This window comes from Pantoea agglomerans, assembly GCF_021397715.1.
Lineage (GTDB): Bacteria > Pseudomonadota > Gammaproteobacteria > Enterobacterales > Enterobacteriaceae > Pantoea > Pantoea astica.
Genome location: NZ_CP090208.1, coordinates 267886 through 288426 on the forward strand (window position 1 = coordinate 267886; position 20541 = coordinate 288426).

The window sequence follows — 20541 nt, forward strand, 5'->3', positions numbered from 1 at the left end:
TCTGCTGATTGCAGTGGTCAGCGAATCGGGTCCGCCAGTGATCGTGATAAGAGTGAAGCGCCAGCGGCTCCCGTGTTCGCATCCCGCCTGATAAAATTATCGCTATCCGATAAAAGCTAAAAACTGGCTATTCACTGTAAACAGTATCCAGCCCGGACCCGTGGTTCGCTACCGGCAGGACGGCAAGCAATCGGGGCAGAAGAGGTTATCTGGCATCGGTGATATCCCTGTTTACCGATCGCAGTGAATGGGAGATCAGGCGCTGCTATCTCAACTCATATCCTGAATGCGTGGTAAGCATGACAATGCGCTGGTAACCTGAAAGTCGATGAAACCTGTTAAAAAAGTGCTGACATAAAAACCTGTTTCATCAACGGGAAAAAAGTTATCCACTTTTTCTGTGGATAACTGAGGGATATTTTCTGAGTATCTTTTTTTACCCCGGTTTGTTGCGCTTCTGGCTGACCGGTACCGCTTAACCTGAGGCTGTTTTCCAGAGACCTGTTGCCAATAGATTGGCCGGAATGGCCTGAAATTCTGGCGATTTCAGGCTGAAATCCTTCTGATTATTGGAATTAAATCAATATTTTATCTATGAAATCCATCTGGCGCGGCGTTTGGCTTCCGAACGTCAGAGGTGCGCAAACAAGCGCTGAGCCGTCTGGTCGTGCGTTAAGGAACCTGAAGTAAAAATTGATTGGTTACTAATGAACCAGCGTTAGGATTAATGATGTTGCATTGTCATCTTTAGTGAGTGACCGGCAAGCTGGCACGTTAATAACTCATCTTCATGATTCAATGAATAGCCCCGGTCATAGAGGCTTCACTTTTGACTGTGTCATCCGCTGACAGGATTTCCCCGCAATGCTGGCATCAGTGCATTGGTTCTTTCATCACTTTGAACTGCTGGCCTGCATCATCTTTGCCGTAAGAGTTAAAGCAGCCGACCATCGTTGCTTTAACGATCAAGACCAAAAGCGTAAATCATCGCTGATTCTAAACGGTGGCGTTAGTAGCCAATGTCAGCGAAATTTCAGGCAAAAAACACAGCGATTTCATGCGAAGTTTTGACGGTGATAAATTGGCTTTATCTATATTTAACAACAAGTTAGATTTGAAATTTTCGATGATTTTCTGGCGATTTCAGCCTGAAATTCGGCTGAAATCGCTGTAGCCAAGGTATTTCCCGTCAAAAAACCCGCTCTGAAGAGCGAATAGTGATCAGTTAAACGACAGGTGATAACGCAGAGTGGTACCGCTGGTGCAGAAGTCCACGCCGGGAAGCATGGAGAGTTCGGGAACGGGAAAAAGGGTCGATCGCCGAACGGTGGGTCGGCATGACGTCAAAGCCAAAAATAAAGAGTGAGCGGCACGAGCACGGCCCGGCAGCAGCAGAAGCGCTCAGGCCTGCACCCCGGCACGCGCGCGCAGAAAAAAAGCTGCCACGTTTGACCGTGACAGCCTTTGCAAATTTAACCTTAACTGACGAGCATTCGCTCTGAAGCGTTGGTTTTTTAACGGATGAAGCGTTAACGGGCGAGATATTTTTTCAGCGTCTCCGCAATGACTTTATCCAGCTCTTCCTGCAGCTCTTTTGACTGTCGGTTGAACTCATAGCTGAACATCCGGCCACGAACTTTTTTGCGGGCGAAGCGATCCTTGTCTGCAAATGACCAAAGCGTCGTTGCCTGGGTTTTGTCTTTCTCAGGCTCTTTCATCAACGTCTGGCTGCCCTGGCGAATCAGACGCAGGATGTGATTTTTGAGCTCATCCTCAGCCAGGCCTTCACGCGCACAGACCACATCAATCTCCATAGAGATCGAATCAATCAGTGCTTCTACAGTTTGTCCGGACTCGCTCAACTTATCGGCCGCCTGTAACAGCGCTTTATAGTCCGGATAGGTGAGTTCAGAATGATTAGGAAACAGTGAAATCAAATCAGAGGGTACGCTGGCCGCCTGCAACGCGCGCGTTACTTTGGCCTGAGATAAGCCCTGATTTTCGGCAATCTCTTTCTGCGACAGACCACCTTCTTTTAGCGTTAACAGGCGCATCCCGACTTCACGCAGGTTATGTTCACGCGCAGTCTGGATATCCTGTGCCAGACGACGCGCTTCCTCTGCGCTGATTTCAGCGTCACTGATCAGAACATCCAGACCCGTTTTGCAATAAATAGCCGCAGCACGACGGCGTGAACCATCCAGGATCTCAATGCGGTCATTGCGTATGATGCCGATAGCCGGGAAAAACTGTTGCAGCTTGATAGTGCGAATGATGTCACGCAGCGAATCCGGCGTGAGCCCGGCCTGGTCACGGCCGTTCGTTTCCATCGTGACGAATGTTTTCGTTTCGACTTCATTTGCCGCAATGCGCTCAAAGCGAAACAGCGCACGTTTACCGGTGGCCAGCACAAAGGTCTGGCTGTGCTGTTCATCACTCTTATCATTTTCCAGCGGCGTCTGGCTGAAGGTTCTGCCAATCGTAATTCTTTTTGCGCTCATACAAACCTCAGTTCAGGCGAATAAATTCGATACGGTCAAATACCGCTTTAGCAAAATCCTCAGCAGCTGAGCGCGCATTTTTCAGCGCTTCGCTACTGCCGACATAGGTCGAAGGATTTGCCGAGATTACGGTGTCGAATGACTCACCGCACCGTTCGAAGCCGTCAAGGCGGGGAAGGGCTGCGTCCAGCATGTCGCCACCGAAGATTTCCTTGGCGAGGCTGTGGCACAGTTTGTGGTCCGCCTTGTTAGAGAGTTTCGACATAAAGCCGATGTTGCCCTGCAGGCGACAGGTCGCGCCCGAGTCTTCGATGATGCCAATCAACTCCGGTAAACGGGTCAGATACTTCAGAGTTGAATGGAAATCGACCTGAGCAGGCGGCACCGGCGTCATCAGGAGATCCGACGCAGCAATGGCGTTCTTCAGAAACGCATCCAGATGTGGACCACTATCAATGAAGATAAAGTCGTAATCTTTCTTCAATTTAGCAATAACGTTGTCATACAACACGGAATGGACGTTTTGCCCAGGCAGATGTTCAGCGCACAGCTCGTCCCAGCGTGAGGCAATAAACGCATCGTCGATTGAAGCGGGCAACACATCAACGCCCGGAATAATCGACGGCACGATAAATTCATTCACCAGCTCATCACGGGTGACGTTCTGCAGCATCGCCTGGGCCGCCGTAGCTTCGACCAGACCGACTGAACGTTCATGATTCAGAAACATGGTAGCGGACGATTGCGGATCGAGATCAATCACCAGAATACGCAAATCTTCAAATAAAAGATGAGGATGCGCGCGCAGCGCATGTGCCAGCGAAACGGTTGATACGGTCTTAGAGACGCCACCTTTAAGGTTACCGACAAACAGGGTATAAGCGTCGGTATGGCGGTCGCGATACTTAGGTACGCCACGATGGTGATAGATATCGATGATATTCTGAATCGACATCGCGTACTTTACTGACGATCCGGCTGCACGCTTATCGAACTGATAGCCGCTCTCCTCCATCTCGTTAACCGCATAATCCACACTGGCTCGGGTCAATTTAGGCAACTTGGCTAACGCCGCTTTGGCATAGACCTGATAATAAGTGTTTTCATGTAACTCTTGTTTTTGCGCCTGAATTTGCTCGGTAAGGCTTAACAACATGCGTTCTGAACGCTGCGCCACCTTCATTACCTGCTTATCATCGTTAGCCATAGTTGCTCCGGACATGTAGGATTTATGACTTTATACAGAAATCCTGCACATGAGGCAATAATTTATCCTGTCAACGTAATCTGCGTATCTGTGTAGTCAGAGTGGTTATGGTGAGGTTCATCACATTATTTTTACATTACTGTCTGTATCGGCGCGTTCTCACAGACCGAAACGTTCACTGTAATCAGTAAAACACTGGCAGAACATTCACTGTAATCAGTAAAAGGTCAGGCAACGGGCAGAACGCGGGCGGGATAGCGGATGGTTGGACAGAGTCGCGGATGGTTGGACAGAGTCGCGGATGGTTGGGCAAGAGAGAGCTGGATAAGGGCACGCAGTTGCTGGCTGATATGATAAAAACATTCACTGTAATCAGCAGACCCTAAGGAAGTCTGTTGTGATCTTTAAAGGATGGTTATGAAAAGAAAAGGGTGGGGCCGCAGATTTTGTCTGAACCATCATCAGCTGAACGCAGGGTAATGAGCCGGGATGGCGCAGGTGTTCAACCAAGTGTCTGCTGTAACGTTCACTGTAATCAGTGAAACAGACCAATGGCGTTGCAGAGAAAGGTTCCATGACATCAACCCCAAACGTTCACTGTAGTCAGTAGTTTCTCACTTCTGGTTTGGCTTATTTCCTCAAGGCGACGCAAACATTCACTGTAATCAGTAAAATTGAGCCTGAACGCTGCAGTTTGGTTAATTGCCAGCCACAGTACAACTGACTCGCGTCGGGATAGAGATGCTGAACGGTGAACAAACCTACAAACATTCACTATAATCAGTAGCGCAGTAGCCGGAGGCTGACTCAGCGTTCACTATAATCAGTAAAAAGCGCGCCCCGAGCATAACGTTCACTGTAGTCAGTAAACCGCATACGGCCAACCTGCTTTCCTGTTGCGGCAAAGTTGATGCGATGCTGACCGCACTCTGAATGCCTGGCCGGGTAGGGCGGATACTACTCTGGCGGCGCCAGGCCCTGCGTTCTGAGCCCTGCGTTCTGAGCCCTGCGTTCTGAGCCCTGCGTTCTGAGCCCTGCGTTCTGAGCCCTGCGTTCTTAGCCCTGCGCCCTGCGCCCTGCGCCCTGAGCCCTGCGTCCTGAGCCTTGCGTCCTGAGCCTTGCGTCCTGAGCCTTGCGTCCTGAGCCCTGCGTTCTGAGCCTTGCTTCCTGAGCCTTGCTTCCTGAGCCTTGCTTCCTGAGCCTTGCGTCCTGAGCCTTGCGTCCTGAGCCTTGCCTCCTGAGCCTTGCGTCCTGAGCCCTGCGTTCTGAGCCCTGAGCCCTGCGTTCTGAGCCCTGAGCCCTGCACCAATAGCGCATTATTCATTAAGGATGCGGCAAAGCAGGCATGACTCGCTTAATTGCAGCAACCGCCTTCTGAGCGCAGCGTCGCCTGGTCAGGGCTGCGATAGCGATCAGTAAGCCCGCCTCTCACGCTTTCATCCCGATACTGACTGCAGTCAACAACCCGATCTGCCCGTGGTCTTTCAGAGACTACTACGCTGCAAACATTCACTGTAATCAGCAACACGTTCACTGTAATCAGCCAGCCATTCTGAGCACCCGCTCGTGCCACCAGAAAACATCGCAGTCTGGCTTGCGTGACCAGCCTGACAAGGCGAAGAGGAACGTTCACTGTAATCAGTAATCCGTTTCCACAGTTGCAGAGCTGAAAAACAGCCTAACCCCAATGCCAGCCGCTCTTCATTGCCACCAGCGGTTTGACCCGATACTTCAGGTGTTCACTGTAATCAGCAATTCTGCGAACCCTGTCACGTTTGTCACTGATTGCGCTGTAAAAACAGGGTTGTGAGCGTAATGCTCATCCCATACCGCACAGATTTTTTATAATTATTATTTTTCAATGATTTAGAATTAAGTGTTCACTGTAGCGAGTAATATGGCGTGTTAAAGCGTTCACTTTAATCAGTAAACAGCCTTGAGTCGTCAGGCACGTTCACTGTAATCAGTAAAACAGTTAAACGCAGCGATAAGGTAATCACCAATATATTGAAGTGAGCACTAACTAACATGCAAATTACTGTTACATATGGAATTTAAAAAGGGGTAGCGCCAGATACGTATCTCGCCATAGCGGCGACTGCTGAATACAGTGAACGTTACTGATTGCAGTGAACAGGGGGAAGGATGCTGATTACAGTGAACAGCTGAATCTGGCATGCAGTGTCACTTTCAGGCGGGAAGTGACACTGCAACGCGCGGGTACTGATTACAGTGAATAGCAGAGGCTACTCGTCAAATTCAATCTCATCCAGCGAATCGATGCTCTCAAGATTGCTGATACCATCAAGTTTCGGGGTACGGCTATGGATGATGAAGAAGACCGAGCGGCCACGCTTCACCTCAGAATAATCAAGATAGCCAATCTCTTTCAGTTGTTCCATTGCGCGTCGTACCACATGATTCTGCGTGGTGGTCTTGGAACCCAGGTTCAGACGCATCCGCAAGCGGGCAAGGGAGATAGGTGCAGGATTAGTCGGCAGGCTTTCAAGAAAAGTATAGAGCGCCTGAGCAGACTCTTTACGCTTGAGCCGTGATATCGCCCGGAGCTGCAATAACACCTTGTGATCGAAATTATAGAGCTCAAACAGCTTGGGGTCCGCCTGGATACGCACGATATCCTTTTCGCGATCGTAATAGGCCGACTGCACAAGGTGGGTATGATACGCCTTGCCGTTGCCTTCAAAGGATAAGGTATTGGTTGCAATGCGGCGTAATGAAGCATCCAGACGCTTACGCAATGCGGCAGAGGAGTTGGCAGAAGGGATGCCGCACATCTTCACAAAATCGATAAACGGCAGCGTCACCGTGTCGCCTTTGGTCGGATAACGTGAAAACGACTGGATGATGCCAGCCCAGGTTTTAAAATCGTTATCCATATCCAGCCGCGCGCCGGTGATGGTAATCTTTTCATACCCTTCAGCTTTAACCAGCGACAGATTCTTCAGCTCTTTGGTGGCGTCCGTTGATGCCATGGCACCGGATTTGCCGCGCGCTGTCGATTTCAGCGTCGGAACAAACAATCCGAGCCGCATTAAAGCAACAGGCTGAACCGTATTATTCTTGTTGGGATGAAGCTGAATAACTTCACCGCTGTTTTTGGTCACCGACAGAAAAGGTTCTAGTAACGCTTTGTTTTCACTATCTTTATCTGCCATAGCTTGAGATCTTCATTCTGTGGATGAAAGGGATCGTTTTCTGACTACAGTGAACATTAGCACTGTTTATAGTGAACATTCTACCTGGTACAGTGAATAAAGTACTGATTACAGTGAACACTTTACTGATTATAGTGAACGCGATCACCCTTTCAGCCCTTGTGGGGTGCGGCCTGCGACGATCGGGGATCTCTTAGGATCTCTATATGATCTCTTTAGGATCGTTATATAGGAACTAATCACTGTATAAGTGGATAACCTCTCACGGTTCTTATCAGTATGCACGTCAGAGAACATCCTCAGGATCATTACCGAGATCGCTGCCACAGCAACGATCAATGACCTCACACTGAAAACGACCCGACACTTATCGTTCTCAATTAATAAAGAACTTCCTCACTATTATTCATTTTTCATCACTAATTACCGGGCGTATGGTGATGTGACTGTCTACTGAATAAGGAAAGGGTGCCATGACTGACTATGCTATCTCTCGTAACCCCACCACAGGCGAAGAAATTGGCCGCTATCCGCTGCAGAACAGCAGTGAACTGGAAAATGCGTTGCGCCGCAGTGCAGACGCTTTTTCACAGTGGCGACACAGCGCGATGGATCTTCGGGTTAAGGTATTGCGTCAACTGGGCGAGCAGATCCGTCTGCGCGAACCGGACCTGTCGCGCATGATCACCCTGGAAATGGGTAAACCGATCGCTCAGGCGCGAGCTGAAGTGCTTAAATGTGCCAATCTGTGTGACTGGTACGCGGAAAACGGACCGGCAATGCTGGCTGACCAGCCCACTCAGGTTGCGGATGCATGGCAGCGATTCCGTCCGCTCGGCGTGATCCTGGCAGTAATGCCGTGGAATTTCCCTCTGTGGCAGGTTCTGCGAGGCGCAGTGAGTATGCTGCTGGCAGGCAACACCTATCTGCTTAAACACGCGCCTAACGTCATGGGAAGCGCAACGCTGATGGCTGAGCTGTTTGACGCCACCGATCTGCCGGCGGGTGGTTTTAACCTGATCAATGTCGATAACGACGGCGTCTCCGCCGCCATTAAAGACGATCGTATCGCGGCTGTCGCGGTAACCGGTAGCGTACGAGCCGGAGCGGCTATCGCTGCGCAGGCGGGTGCAGCACTCAAGAAAACCGTATTAGAACTGGGCGGCTCCGATCCCTTTATCGTGCTGGCGGATGCCGATCTGGATGAAGCCGTCAAATCAGCAGTGATTGGCCGTTTTCAGAACACCGGACAGGTCTGCATGGCGGCGAAACGTTTTATCGTGGAAGCGCCGATTGCTGAAGCGTTCGAAAAGCGCTTCACCGCGGCCGTTCAGGCTTTAACGATGGGCGATCCGCTGGATGAAAATACTTTCCTGGGTCCGATGGCCCGTACCGATCTGCGTGATGAACTGGATCAACAGGTACAGGCCACGCTGCGCGAAGGCGCTCGTCTGGTGCTGGGCGGCGAAAAGGTGGCGGGGCAGGGCAACTTCTACGCGCCGACCATCCTGTCAGATGTGACCTCTGAGATGACCGCTTTTCAGCAGGAGCTGTTCGGACCGGTGGCGGCCATCGCCGTGGCGCGTGACCCGCAACATGCGCTGGCGATCGCCAACGACAGTGAGTTTGGATTAAGCGCAACAGTCTGGACCGCCAATGAAGAGATCGCCGATCAGCTGGCGTTGCAGCTGGAAGTAGGTGCCGTATTTATCAACGGCAACGGCGCTTCCGATCCACGAGTGACGATCGGTGGTGTGAAGAAAAGTGGCTACGGTCGTGAACTGTCACACTTTGGCGTGCATGAATTCTGTAACGTTCAGACCGTCTGGAAAAATCGCCGCTAAGATTTACTGCGCCGCCGGAAGATAAGCAGGCGCAGCGTTTTTATCATCCTCAATAAGCGGGCGCACTAACCGATCCGGTGCAAAGTCAGTCAGCATCGCCGGACGTGCGCCGCTTAACATCTCCCCGGCGACCAGCCTGCCGAGTAGCGGTGCCAGCGTCATGCCGCTGTGACTGACCATCAGATAAACCCGCGCCAGCCCGCTGACATATCCTATCGCCGGCAAGCCATCCGCCGGACGGGATCGCTGTCCCACCTCAATCCGCTCGATGCGCGCATCCTGACTGTTAGCGAACAACCGGCGCAGTCGCCGCAGCATTTCGTTCCCGATCATCCCATCCACCGCCACCGGACGCGCCGGATCGGCATGCTGATCCAGATCCAGCGCTTGCAGCATCAGGCGGCCGCCGCCGTCTGGCCGGACATTTAGCTCCGGCGTAATAATATTGCTGCTGAGCTGAATCGGCAGCGGCTCTGTATAAGCCAGAAAGCTACAGGCGGCAGGGTTGGCCCGGTTAGCTTCGGTCATCGCCAGTTCAAAACCGCACTGCGCCAGCAGTTCGGCGGACCAGCGGCCGGTCGCCAGCACCAGCTGATCGCCCTGCCAGCGCTCGCCACTGGCAAGCGTCAGATCAACACCCTGATCGGAGGTGGACAGTGTGGTCACTTCGTCATGGCAGACCAGTTTAGCGCCCAGCGTCCGCAGATCGGCCAGCATCCGGGCAATGAACAGGCTGGGATAGAGCAGGCATTCAGAGGAGAAGAACCAGGCATTCTGCACCCGGGGATCGGGCCGCAGCTCCGGCAAAGCAGCCTGCAGCCTGGCGCGATCCCAGCTTTCTGTCGGGTAGCCGAGCGCCCTGAGCTTAGCCACGCGCTGTTCCAGCTGGCGATGAATGGCCGGATGCGTTGCCCACTCCAGCGTGCCGGTTTCCAGCAGCCAGGGCGCAGGTGCAGGATGCTCTGCCTGCCAGCGCTTATGCTCGTCAATCGCCGCCGCGTTGAGCCGGTGATAACTGGCGGGATCTTTGCCGTTAGCATTGACCCAGCCGTAGCTGATCTGGCTGGTGCCGCTTCCGGGGTAGCGTTTGTCAAAAACCGTGACCTGCGCGCCCTGGCTGGCCAGCGATCGCGCAACCGCTAAGCCCAGCACGCCGGCACCGATCACGGCAATACGTTGTGGTGCAGTGTGTTGTCGCACAGTCTTTTGAGGCATGTCAGTTTTCTCCGGAATTGATCGATGCAGCGGGCGTCGCCGATAGCTGTCGATGGTTTGATTCAGGTGACCTGTTCAGTTCAGGCTGGATAGAAAGGATTAACTTAACCGGGAGCCAAAATGCAACAACTCTCCATTGTTCCGCGCCTGTTGCCCGCTGTCCGACACGGTGAAAAAACGCATACCCTGCGCTGGCAGGAAGGGGATATCCATCCCGGTCCGCTTCGCTACTACAATCAGCAAAACCCTGCCGACACGCTGGTGGTATGGGTGACGAAAGTTGAGACGCTGCCACTCAGTGCGGCAGCGGAGAGGCTGGGAAAACAGGCAGAGTGGCCGGATGAGGTACTGCTGGCCGGAATGCGTGAACACTATCCGGCAATTGAACTTAACAGCGAGGTTCAGCTGGTGCATCACCTTACACCTGAGGCGACGCGGCAAAAAATGGCTAAATCTGCGTCAGAGGTGCTCCATCACCCGTAACGCCAGAGTATCTGCTTCTCGCGCATGGCTTCTATCGACTATGAGATCGCCTGATAACGGCAGAGCCAGAGTGCGCGTGAAGCCTTTCGCAACCTGCGCAAATTTGAGTTCCTCATCACATAAAGGCGATCAGATAGATTTTACAGGCTGATGCAAAACAGCGGCAAAGGCACCATTTACCGCACCCGATTTTGTTTCAGCAATAAAAAACCCGCGAAATCGCGGGTGAATAAGGCGCTAATTCAATCAATATAAAGTTGTGTTGTTCTGCATTGATATAAAGTGGCTAATTTTTCAAGTGTTTGTTTTTGCGGTTTTTTTCTTGATTCTAATTTAGAAACGCCGGCCTGAGTTATTCCCAACGCAGTTGCAACGTCTTCCTGTGACATTTTGCGGTGTAAGCGCCAGGCAACATGCAAAGGAACAGACTGTCTGCGACTGATTTTCAGAACCTCATGAGGAATTGTTTCATCATCGTCAGGCCCAGCCTGGTATGGAACAGGCTCAAACGCTTCTTCTGATAAATGGCTTTCGGCCATTAACTTGTTGAATAGCTCGATAGGGATAACGGCACTGGTACGATTCCCGCGGTCGTCGGTGAGAAACTGTATAACTGACATGAGTGCTTACTCCTATACGGTAGCGGCAAGCCCGGTATTCTGGTCATCCACTGGATATTACTGTCGCGTGTTTTTGTCTGCAGAGAACAAAATGAAGAGATCGGCAAGGCGGTTTCTCTTCACCATCCTGTCAGCGCTTTTTGTAGGTCGTCGATGTTCTTCTCAGTACTTCCAGAATATCAATCACCACGGGCTGACCTTTTTCAATCTTCCAGAGAACACGATAGTTACCTACCACCAGCTTCATTCGCTTCTCCTTGTCGTCGGTCAGCTTTTCAACTTTCAGATGTGGAATTTCAGGCCATTTCGCGAGCTCTTCCACCGCGTCCTCAATGGCATCACCCTCTTTTTTAGGTAGCGCTGAAAGTTGTTTCGATGCCTTTTTTGTCCAGTTAATTTCTGGCATCTCTCACCCTTCCATGTGATTAAAGAAAAGACTGAATCAGGCTTAAATATAACTATATTCAGTCATAATTGAAAGTGGATGGTTATAAAAAATCGATTTTAGTCATAGGGTAATGCGCGAGTGACGTACTGCGGACACTCTCCGGCAATTGAACTTAACAGCGAGGTTCAGCTGGTGCATCACCTCACACCTGAGGCGACGCGGCAAAAAATGGCTAAACCTCCGTCAGAGGTGCTCCATCACCAGTAACGCCAGAGTATCTGCTTCCAGCGCCCGGAAAATATGCGGCTCATCGCCCGGGTAAGTGATGTAGTCGCCCACATTCAGTTCGACCGGGGAATCGACCGGACCGACGAGCGCCCGGCCCTTAGCCACGATGATGTGCTCGTTGGTGTTAGGGGAGTGCGGCTGAGAACAGCGATCGCTGCCGGGCTGAACCTGCAACAGATAGAGGTCCCGTCGGGCGCCTGGCGGGCAGGTCGCCAGCAACACCGCCTGATAATCGGCTAAATCGGCGGTTACCGTTGGCCCTTCACCCCGGCGAATCACCTGCATACGGCGGGCTTCTGGTTCCATCAGGCGTGAAAAGGGAATATTCAGGGCTACGCACAGTGACCACAGCGTTTCGATGCCGGGATTACCATTGCCCGCTTCCAGCTGCGACAGGGTGGATTTGGCGATACCCGCGCGGCGAGCCACTTCCGCCAGTGATAAACCGGCCCGCTGACGTTCACGGACCAGCGCGTTAGCAATGATGCTGATAGGGGTATTCAAATGAACTCCATTTTCCTGATCGTTTTTTATAACGAACGTAATGTTCGACTTGTAAATACTTCTGCCGGTGTTCATTATAATGGGTAATTCGTTCATTATGAGATCAGGTCATGCTGTTTTCACAAATAAAATTGCTGGACAAAGGGGTGGTGAAGGCCATTTTTCTGGTCTGTCTGGCGGATGGCATTGTGGGTTTATCCTACGGTTCGCTGGCAACCGCCGACGGTTTTCCGCTGTGGGTACCGCTGGCGCTCTCCACGCTGGTACTGGCGGGAGCGTCAGAGTTTTTATTTATCGGTATCGTGGCGGGCGGTGGCAGTCCGTTTACCGCCGCCGCGGCGGGCCTGCTGGTCAATGCCCGCCATTTGCCCTTTGGTATCGCAGTCAAAGATCTGGCAGGACGCGGTCCGGTCGGCTTGCTGGGCTGCCATATCATGAATGATGAAAGTGTGGTGTTTGGTATTTCACAGCCAAAACTGGCGCAGCGCCGCATCGCCTACTGGCTGTGCGGCATCGGGATCGGTTTAATATGGCCGATCAGCGTGATGACCGGAGCGGCCATCGGTCAGTTTATTCCCGATACCTCAGTCATCGGGCTGGATGCGGTGTTTCCTGCCATCCTGATTGCCCTGATTTTTCCGGCGCTGCGTCAGCGCCGCACCCGTATTCCCGCCATGCTGGGCGCTTCACTGTCGCTACTGGCGACACCGCTGGTCCCGGCGGGAATGCCGGTGCTGTTCTCGCTGCTCGGCCTGCTGGCATGGAGATCGCGCAAATGAGCCACCAGACGATGATCGTTGCCGGAATTGCCCTGCTGGCGGCCGGAACCTGGCTGATGCGCTTCGCCGGTGTCAGGCTGGGAAATCGCTTACCGCTCAGTGAGCGCAGCCAGCAGATGCTGTCAGACGCTGCCACCATGCTGCTGTTCGCCGTCGCTGCCACCACCACACTGTTCGAAGGCCAGCATTTTTCCGGTATGGCGCGGGTGCTGGGTGTCGGATTTGCGCTGTTGCTGGCGTGGCGTCGTGCACCGCTGATTATCATTATTCTCGGTGCGGCGCTGATGACCGCGTTGCTGCGCTACTTAGGTCTACCCTGACCGCGATAACCCTATCAAACGCGGGATTTTTTCGCGGTGGATATTTGTTAGGATGCCGGTCAGTTAAGTTTTACTCAACACTGAACAGGCGTTGCTGAATGAATACAGCCCGAACCTTCCGGGGTTATGTCCTGCCGCTGCTGCTCGCGATGGCAAGCGTTTTCACGGTGAATCCCGCCGCTGCGCGCCCCGATCTGCGCCCTCTGGGCGAAAATATCGCCGACAAAGGCTCGGCGTGGTATCGCTTTGAGAGCAGAACCTTTGACTCGCAGGACGGCAAGCGACATTACCGGGTCTGGCTCGGTATTCCGAAAATGGCGGCTCCTTCCTCAGGCTATCCGGTGCTCTATATGCTGGACGGTAACGCGGCGATGGCGCAGCTGACGGAAAGCCAGCTGAAACAATTACGCCGTGGCTCGTCACCGGTGCTGGTGGCGGTGGGTTATGACAGCAATCTGCCATTTGACGTGGTGGCGCGCAGCTACGATTACACGCCACCTGACGACGCGCCAGACCCGATAGTCAACATGCCACAGGGTCGCAAGGGCGGCGGCAGCCATCTGTTTCGACAGCTGCTGCTGAACAGCATCGTACCCTGGGTTGAAGCACAGGCAGCCAGCGATCCCCATCAGCGCGGCTTATGGGGCCACTCCTACGGCGGTCTGTTCGTGCTGGATACCTTTTACCAGGCCGCCTGGTTCAGCCATTACTTTGCGGCCGCTCCGTCGCTGGGCTGGAACGATCAACGCATCATCGAACTGGCACGGCGTGCCGATCCCCATTCACTGCAGCCATTATCTCTCTACCTGATGGAGAGCGACGGCGTCACCGAGCGGCGCGCCGGGCATTCTGATGACCTGCAACAGGAAGAGGCTGAGCTGATACCTGTTCTGCGCCAGACCGGTGCTACGCTGCATCTGACCCATTATGCCGGGCTAAGCCACGGTCAGATCCTGCCGTCCTCGCTGGCGGATACGTTAAAAATCGTCTCCGGTTCAAAAGATTGATCACCGCCGGCTAACCTGCGCATGATGTTTGTTTATACCCGGAGGAAGCCTTTTATGAGCTGCCCGCTACAGATTGGTCTGTTGCTGTTTCCTGATGTCACCCAACTGGACTTAACCGGTCCGTGGGAAGTTTTTGCCCGCACGCCGCAGTTTGCCTGTCATCTGATCTGGAAAGATTTGCAGCCGGTTCGCTCCGATCGCGGCTTATCGATTTTACCCACCGTGACGTTCGATGCCTGCCCGCCGCTGGATGTGATCTTCGTGCCTGGCGGTCCGGGACAGATTGCGCTGATGTCAGACAGTGAAACGCTGAACTTTCTGCGTCAGCAGGCCAGTCAGGCTCAGCGCGTGACGTCAGTTTGCACCGGCTCGCTGGTGCTGGGCGCAGCCGGACTATTGCAGGGTTACCGCGCCACGTCGCACTGGGGTTCGATTGATCAGCTGGCTTTGCTGGGTGCCGAACCGGTCAGCCAGCGGGTGGTACGCGATCGGAACCGCATTACCGGCGCGGGCGTGACCTCCGGTATCGACTTTGCCCTGACGCTGGTGGCGGAACTGTGTGGCGATGCCGTTGCCAGGTCGATTCAGCTCCAGATGGAGTACGATCCGGCGCCACCATTCAACAGTGGTTCGCCCCGGACCGCTCCGGCCGAAGAGGTGGAACAGGCGAGAGCGGGCATGGCAGCCTTTATCGCCACGCGTCGTCAGGCTACCGAACAGGCGGCGGCTCGGTTACAGGCTGATCAGTTTACTAACGCCGGGAATACGCAGCATCAGCAGTGAGATGACCATCGAAAACAGCAGCGTCAGGGCGATCACCAGCAGTTTATCGCCCAGCGTCTGAATCCTGATGGCCAGTGCCAGCAGATTGAAGATCAGATAGTGCAGGATGTAAACGCCGGTCATGGTTTTGCCCAGCGTGGTCAGAAATGAGGTTATCCACGGCCTGTTTTCCGGCAGCCTGATGGCATTAATGCTGATCACAATCAGCAGCACCAGCAGGTAAACCTGCGAGCCGGTGAGCACGACCTCATTGCTGGTGGCAAAAAAACGGGCGATGAAGTAGTAGCGCTCATAGAGCCAGGTGAACAGCCAGACCGCGGGCAGTAACAGCAGGCTACTTTTGATCACGCGGGGCGACATCAGCAGGCGTATCACCTGTGGTGCCGCCATCAGCCGTCCTGACAGGTAGTAAAGCACCCAGGTCCAGATGCGGTATTGCGGCAACAGTGAAAACGCCCGCTGATTGGGGTAGAGACTGGCCATCAGATCGTAGACAAAGGCAAAGATCAGCAGCAGCAGTATCCCCAGCGCCATCTTGCCAGGCGTACGGATCAGCCGGTCGATCAGCGGATGTGAGGCATAGATGAAGATTAACGCGATCACAAACCACGGCTGGATTAAATAGCCCTTCTTGTGCAGGCCGGCAAACCAGAAAAAGCTAAACCAGAAGAGGAAAATCAGCAAAATGCGGCGGATTTTGCCCAGTTGCCAGGCTGACGTATGCTGCTCGCCCGCATCCATATAGCCGCTCAGTAAAAAATAGAGCGGCGTGGCGATGGTTGAGACGAAGCTCAGCACGTTCAGCGCCAGATCCGAGTCGTAGTGGTAGCTGTCGTAACTCTGATAAAAAGTAAAAAAGGAGACGGCAGTGATGCAGGCCAGCATCTTCAGCATCGCCAGCCCGCTTTTATTCATTTTTCGCCTCCCGCCCGTGGAAGCAGCGATAGATCACCGGCAGCACCAGCAGGGTTAAAACGGTGGCGAAGCCCAGACCAAAGATGATCACCACTGCCATGCTCTGGAAGAAGACGTCGCGCAGCAGCGGCAGCAAGCCCAGCACCGTGGTAAAGGCGGTAAGCAGAATCGGGCGCAGACGTGAGGTTGCGGCATCAATGATCGCCTGCTGCAGCGGTTTTTCCTGCTGGAACAGACGAATCTCCTCCACCAGCACGATGCCGTTGCGGATCAGCATTCCCGACAGGCTGAGCAGCCCTATCAGCGCCATAAAGCCAAACGGAATGCCGGTCAGTAAGAAGCCAAAGGTCACGCCGATCAGTGCCAGTGGCACGGTGATCCAGATCGCCAGCGCGTCGCGCAGCGAATTGAACATCAGAATGGTAATCACGAACATGGCCAGGAATCCCACCGGAAGCGAACTCAGCAAACCACTCTGCGCTTCACGCGAACTCTCCAGCTCGCCGCCCCATTCAAGCCGGTAGCCGCTCGGTAAGGCAAGTTGATCGATTTGCGGCTTTACCCGCGCCACAATCTGTGCAGCGGTCAGGCCAGAGGCGGGATCGGGATCGGTTTGCACCGTCAGCACCCGCATCCGATCGCGGCGCATAATCAACGGATTTTCCCATTCCAGCCGGAAGTCGGCGATCACATTACTAAGCGGAACGAAGTGCTGTAGTGCGGCGCTCCAGAGCTGAATATTGGCGATATGGTCGATATCCTGTCGCTCTTCATCTGTGGGATAGAGCATCACCGGCATCAGTCGGGAGCCGTCGCGGAAAATCCCCACCGCATCACCGCTGAAATTCATTCTCAGGGCCTGATCGATGTCGCGTTTATCAATGCCCAGCTCCTGACCGCGCAGCGCTGAATAGAGCGGCCGGATGACTTTGCTGCGTTCCTGCCAGTCATTGCGTACCGGGAACGTGGTGCCATCCGCAAGGAAAATGGCATCCAGCTGGCTGGCGATGTGGCGCAGTTTTTCCGGGTCAGGGCCGATCACGCGCAGGGCGATGGCGCTGTCGCTGGCGCTGCCAAACTGAATGCGTTTAATCCGCTCATTGACCTGCGGATAGTGCTGCTGAATATAGGCTTCCGTTTTCAGCACTAGCGCATCGAGCTGACGGGCATCTTTCACCCGCACCATGATCTGCGCAAAGTTGCTGTACTGGCGGGCGCCATCATAGGTCAGCGTAAAGCGCAGCGCGCCCTGACCGACGGTGGTGACCGTCGCTTCTGTGGCCGGGTCCTGATTGATATAACGTGCAACAGAGGCGGCTGTGTCAGCGGTGTAGTGGATATCGGTGCCGTAGGGCAGCCAGAGATCGGTAAAAAAGATCGGTGTGCTGGAAGAGGGGAAGAAGTTCTGTTTCACCAGGCCGAAGCCATACAGTGACAGTGCCAGCAACGCCACCATGACCGTCAGCGTGGTCAGCCGGAAACGCAGTAATCCACTCAGCGCCTGACGGTAAAGCCGGAAAACGATGCCCTGATAGGGCGCCTCTTGCTGCTCTGGCTGACGGGTTGGCTGGCGCTGCTCGCTCCAGCGGATAAACACCGGCGTTAAGGTCAGGGCGGTAACCCAGCTCAGCATCAGCGAAATCAGCAACACCTGGAACAGTGATTTACAATACTCACCGGTGGAGTCCTGCGACAGGCCGATCGGGGCAAAGGCGATGATGGCAATCACGGTAGCGCCCAGCAGCGGCAGGGCGCTTCGCCGGATCATCCGGGTCATCGCCTGCTGCAACGGCTGGCCGCGCTGGTGATCAATTTTGACTCCTTCAACCACCACGATGGCGTTATCGACCAGCATACTCAGCGAAATAATTAACGCTCCCAATGATATTCGCTGCAGCTCCAGGCTGAACAGATCCATGATCAGCAGCGTACCCAGCACGTTGAGTGCCAGCGAGGCGGCAATCACCAGCCCGCTGCGCAGCCCCATAAACAACAGCAGCGTACCCACCACTATCGCCAGGGCCATCAGGAAGTTAAGGATGAAGCCATCGACCGACTGCTTAACCTCATGGGCCTGGTTATAGAACACGTTAAGGCTGATGCCCGCAGGCGTCTCCTGCTGATAGCGTGCCAGCTTGTTTGAAAGCGCATCGCCCACGTCAATCACGTTAACGCCAGGCGCAAACGAGACGCCGATAGCCAGGGCCGCTTCGCCATCGGCAAAGTAGAGGTTGGCCGGATTATCGGTGACGCCGCGCGTCAGGGTTGCGATGTCGCGCAGATGAACATTTTGCGGGCTGCCGGCGGGCAGAATCGGCAGGCTGGCCAGATCCTCAAGCGTCTGCAGTTCGCCAGTGGGATGGAAACGGATCGATTCACTGTCCACCCGCACGCTACCGGCATTGGCCACGCTGTTGTGGCGGCTGAGCAGATCGGCCACCCGCTGCGGTGTCATGCCGTAGGCGGTCATTTTGCTGGCGGAGAGCGCAATGCGTATCTCTTCCTGCTCAACGCCCGCCACCGCGACTTTTGCCACGCCAGGCACCAGCACCAGATCGCGTCGCAGCTGATCGGCATAGTTACGCAGTTCGCTGTTGGTGAAGTCTTTGCCGTGGATGACAAAGAAGTAGCCATAAACATCACCGAAATCGTCATTCACCAGCGGTGCCTGAACGCCCGGAGGAAACTGGCGGGCTGCATCATCCACCCGACGACGCAGTTCGTCCCAGATCTGGGGTAGCTGATCGGCGAGATAACGGGTATGGATATTGACGGTGATCTGCGACAGGCCATTTGCAGATATGGAACTGACATTATCCAGCGAAGGCAGACGTTGCAGGGCGTTTTCCAGCGGCAGGGTGACCTCTTCCTCAACCTGCTGCGCCGAGGCACCGGGATAGGCGGTCACTATTACCGCGGATTTGATGGTAAAGAGCGGATCTTCCAGTCGTCCGATATTGAGCAGGGCATAAATTCCGCCCACGCCCAGCAGCAGAATGACCATCCAGTAGCGGATCGGCTTATCGAGGAAATGCTGCTGAATACGCATTATAACCCCCGCTCGCGCTGCCAGATGCGTACCGCTTCACCGTCACGCAGTTCGCCAACTCCGGCGGCGACAATCCGATCACCCGGCTGCAGTCCGCTGACAATCTCAACACCTTGCGCACTCAGCCTGCCGACCTCAACCTGACGATCTTTGACCCGCAGCACATCGCCCTGTTGTTCCACCAGCCAGACGTGCGGCTGATTAGTCGGGCTGTGATTGGGATTAAACACGGCGGCGGCAGGCACCACCAGACGAGGCTGGGCAGGTGCGTTGGGGAGATTGTGCAACTGGACGCGCACCGAGCCGCTCAGCCCCGCCACGCCGGGTAAATCTGTCGGCCGCGGCATGGTCAGCACCACCTGATAGGTCAGCGTGGCGGCGTTGGTCTGGCTGGTGTGTTCCTTGTATTGCGCCTTAAAGACGCGTCCCGGCAGCGCATTAAACTGGACTTCGGGCTGGTAATGGATGTTCTGGATATCCAGACTGGCAAACAGGGTTTCTGGCAGGGTAAAGATCACATCCAGCAGGTCTGCGCGAGTCAGCAGCGCCACAGGCTGACCTGCCGCGACCACCTGATGATTCCGCACCTGAACCTGCGCGATCACACCATCAAACGGAGCACGTAGCGTGAGGAACTGTAACTCTTCTCTGGCAAGTTTTAACGCCGTTGCCGCCGCATCGCGATTGGCGGTCTGGATATCCATCTCTGACTTTGAAACCGCACTGCGCTGTGCCAGCGTGCGGAATCGCTGGTACTGACGTTCCGCCAGTTGCAGGCTGGTCTGGCGGTCACGCACCCGTAATTGCGCTTCGGCGTCGTTGAGGGTCGCGAGAGTCTGTCCCGCTTTAACTGTTGTTCCGTCACGAATATCCAGCGTAACCAACTGGCCTGCGCGCTTAAAAGCCAGATCGGTGTTGTCACCGGCCTGAATACGCGCAGGAAAAACACGGATATTTTCGGCGTGATTGCTTTCCAGGGTGAAAACTTTAATTACGCGCGGAGGTGGCGCATCAGGCTCTTTTTTCTCGTCACACGCTGTCATAAAAACACAACAGAGCAAAACGGAAATAACTTTGTGTTTGATCATTTTCTTCGCCTTAACATCAGCTATTTTAGCCGCGGTTTAATAAGCGTTGAGGAATAAAGTTACCTGATGCTTATCGCCACCGATTTAAAAATAAGTTTAACGCACTCAAAATATTTTTAGCCAGACGGCAGTGCCGCTTCGTTTGTTACCTATTAGTTTGCCATTTGCGAGACGACCAGCCAGGTCAATAGCCCCACCAGCGTGGTCGCGGCAACCGCGAGAATAACGAAACCGCAAAGCACGATAATGCTCTGTTTTTTCATCAATGTTTCCTTTTGTCTGCCACGATCTGAAACGGTGCAGAGTGCACGAACAGGTATAAACCTGAGTTAAACAAAAACAACGTTGTCATTCTGATAATATAGGTTAAATTT

16 protein-coding genes are annotated in these 20541 nt (G+C 54.0%); 6 read left to right on the forward strand and 10 right to left on the reverse strand.

Annotated features, from left to right (window positions below):
* Positions 1–1529: 1529 nt before the first annotated feature.
* The 3 genes from LZU96_RS20925 to LZU96_RS20935 all read right to left on the reverse strand — a co-directional run bounded on the left by LZU96_RS20925 (position 1530) and on the right by LZU96_RS20935 (position 6884).
* On the reverse strand, positions 1530–2501 hold the full coding sequence (locus LZU96_RS20925; protein ID WP_233988516.1) for a ParB family protein: 972 nt from the start codon (positions 2499–2501) through the stop codon (positions 1530–1532).
* A 7-nt stretch (positions 2502–2508) separates the two neighbouring features.
* Complete coding sequence (locus LZU96_RS20930) at positions 2509–3708, reverse strand: AAA family ATPase (RefSeq protein ID WP_233988518.1); 1200 nt, start codon at positions 3706–3708, stop codon at positions 2509–2511.
* A 2246-nt stretch (positions 3709–5954) separates the two neighbouring features.
* Positions 5955–6884 carry a RepB family plasmid replication initiator protein gene (locus tag LZU96_RS20935; protein ID WP_233988520.1) on the reverse strand — a complete coding sequence of 310 codons (930 nt, stop codon included), beginning with the start codon at positions 6882–6884 and terminating at the stop codon, positions 5955–5957.
* Between the two features lie 473 nt (positions 6885–7357).
* Here LZU96_RS20935 and LZU96_RS20940 point away from each other — a divergent pair, with 473 nt between their 5' ends.
* Positions 7358–8728 carry an aldehyde dehydrogenase family protein gene (locus LZU96_RS20940; protein ID WP_233988522.1) on the forward strand — a complete coding sequence of 457 codons (1371 nt, stop codon included), beginning with the start codon at positions 7358–7360 and terminating at the stop codon, positions 8726–8728.
* Positions 8729–8731: 3 nt separating this feature from the next.
* Here LZU96_RS20940 and LZU96_RS20945 read toward each other — a convergent pair whose 3' ends face one another.
* Complete coding sequence (locus tag LZU96_RS20945; protein WP_233988525.1) at positions 8732–9943, reverse strand: NAD(P)/FAD-dependent oxidoreductase; 1212 nt, start codon at positions 9941–9943, stop codon at positions 8732–8734.
* A gap of 120 nt (positions 9944–10063) precedes the next feature.
* Between LZU96_RS20945 and LZU96_RS20950 the strand changes: the two genes are divergently transcribed.
* Positions 10064–10426, forward strand: a complete 363-nt coding sequence (locus LZU96_RS20950) for a hypothetical protein (RefSeq protein WP_233988526.1) — start codon at positions 10064–10066, stop codon at positions 10424–10426.
* Positions 10427–10668: 242 nt separating this feature from the next.
* Here the strand turns inward: LZU96_RS20950 and LZU96_RS20955 are convergent, their stop codons facing one another.
* The 3 genes from LZU96_RS20955 to LZU96_RS20965 all read right to left on the reverse strand — a co-directional run bounded on the left by LZU96_RS20955 (position 10669) and on the right by LZU96_RS20965 (position 12226).
* A complete protein-coding gene (locus LZU96_RS20955) occupies positions 10669–11046 on the reverse strand; it encodes a helix-turn-helix domain-containing protein (protein WP_233988527.1) in 378 nt (125 codons plus the stop codon).
* Between the two features lie 130 nt (positions 11047–11176).
* Positions 11177–11452: a type II toxin-antitoxin system RelE family toxin gene (locus LZU96_RS20960; RefSeq protein ID WP_233988528.1), complete on the reverse strand. Its 276-nt coding sequence runs from the start codon at positions 11450–11452 to the stop codon at positions 11177–11179.
* A gap of 225 nt (positions 11453–11677) precedes the next feature.
* Positions 11678–12226, reverse strand: a complete 549-nt coding sequence (locus LZU96_RS20965; RefSeq protein ID WP_233988529.1) for a helix-turn-helix domain-containing protein — start codon at positions 12224–12226, stop codon at positions 11678–11680.
* Between the two features lie 110 nt (positions 12227–12336).
* Between LZU96_RS20965 and LZU96_RS20970 the strand changes: the two genes are divergently transcribed.
* The 4 genes from LZU96_RS20970 (at position 12337) to LZU96_RS20985 (ending at position 15115) form a co-directional block, all read left to right on the forward strand.
* Positions 12337–13005 (forward strand): AzlC family ABC transporter permease, encoded by a 669-nt coding sequence (locus tag LZU96_RS20970; RefSeq protein WP_233988530.1) that lies wholly within the window; start codon positions 12337–12339, stop codon positions 13003–13005.
* Positions 13002–13325 (forward strand): AzlD domain-containing protein, encoded by a 324-nt coding sequence (locus LZU96_RS20975; RefSeq protein WP_233988531.1) that lies wholly within the window; start codon positions 13002–13004, stop codon positions 13323–13325. The genes LZU96_RS20970 and LZU96_RS20975 overlap by 4 nt, the downstream gene beginning before the upstream one ends.
* A 98-nt stretch (positions 13326–13423) precedes the next feature.
* Positions 13424–14332, forward strand: a complete 909-nt coding sequence (locus LZU96_RS20980; RefSeq protein WP_233988532.1) for an alpha/beta hydrolase — start codon at positions 13424–13426, stop codon at positions 14330–14332.
* 54 nt (positions 14333–14386) lie between these two features.
* Positions 14387–15115 (forward strand): DJ-1/PfpI family protein, encoded by a 729-nt coding sequence (locus LZU96_RS20985; RefSeq protein WP_233988534.1) that lies wholly within the window; start codon positions 14387–14389, stop codon positions 15113–15115.
* Here the strand turns inward: LZU96_RS20985 and LZU96_RS20990 are convergent.
* From LZU96_RS20990 to LZU96_RS21000, 3 genes are read right to left on the reverse strand one after another with little or no spacing between them, the layout of a single operon-like run.
* A complete protein-coding gene (locus LZU96_RS20990; protein WP_233988536.1) occupies positions 15065–16030 on the reverse strand; it encodes an acyltransferase family protein in 966 nt (321 codons plus the stop codon). The two genes, LZU96_RS20985 and LZU96_RS20990, sit on opposite strands and share 51 nt — an antisense overlap.
* Positions 16023–19079, reverse strand: a complete 3057-nt coding sequence (locus tag LZU96_RS20995; protein ID WP_233988538.1) for an efflux RND transporter permease subunit — start codon at positions 19077–19079, stop codon at positions 16023–16025. Before LZU96_RS20995 ends, LZU96_RS20990 begins: the two co-directional genes overlap by 8 nt.
* A complete protein-coding gene (locus tag LZU96_RS21000; protein ID WP_233988539.1) occupies positions 19079–20167 on the reverse strand; it encodes an efflux RND transporter periplasmic adaptor subunit in 1089 nt (362 codons plus the stop codon). The genes LZU96_RS20995 and LZU96_RS21000 overlap by 1 nt, the downstream gene beginning before the upstream one ends.
* Positions 20168–20541 lie beyond the last annotated feature (374 nt).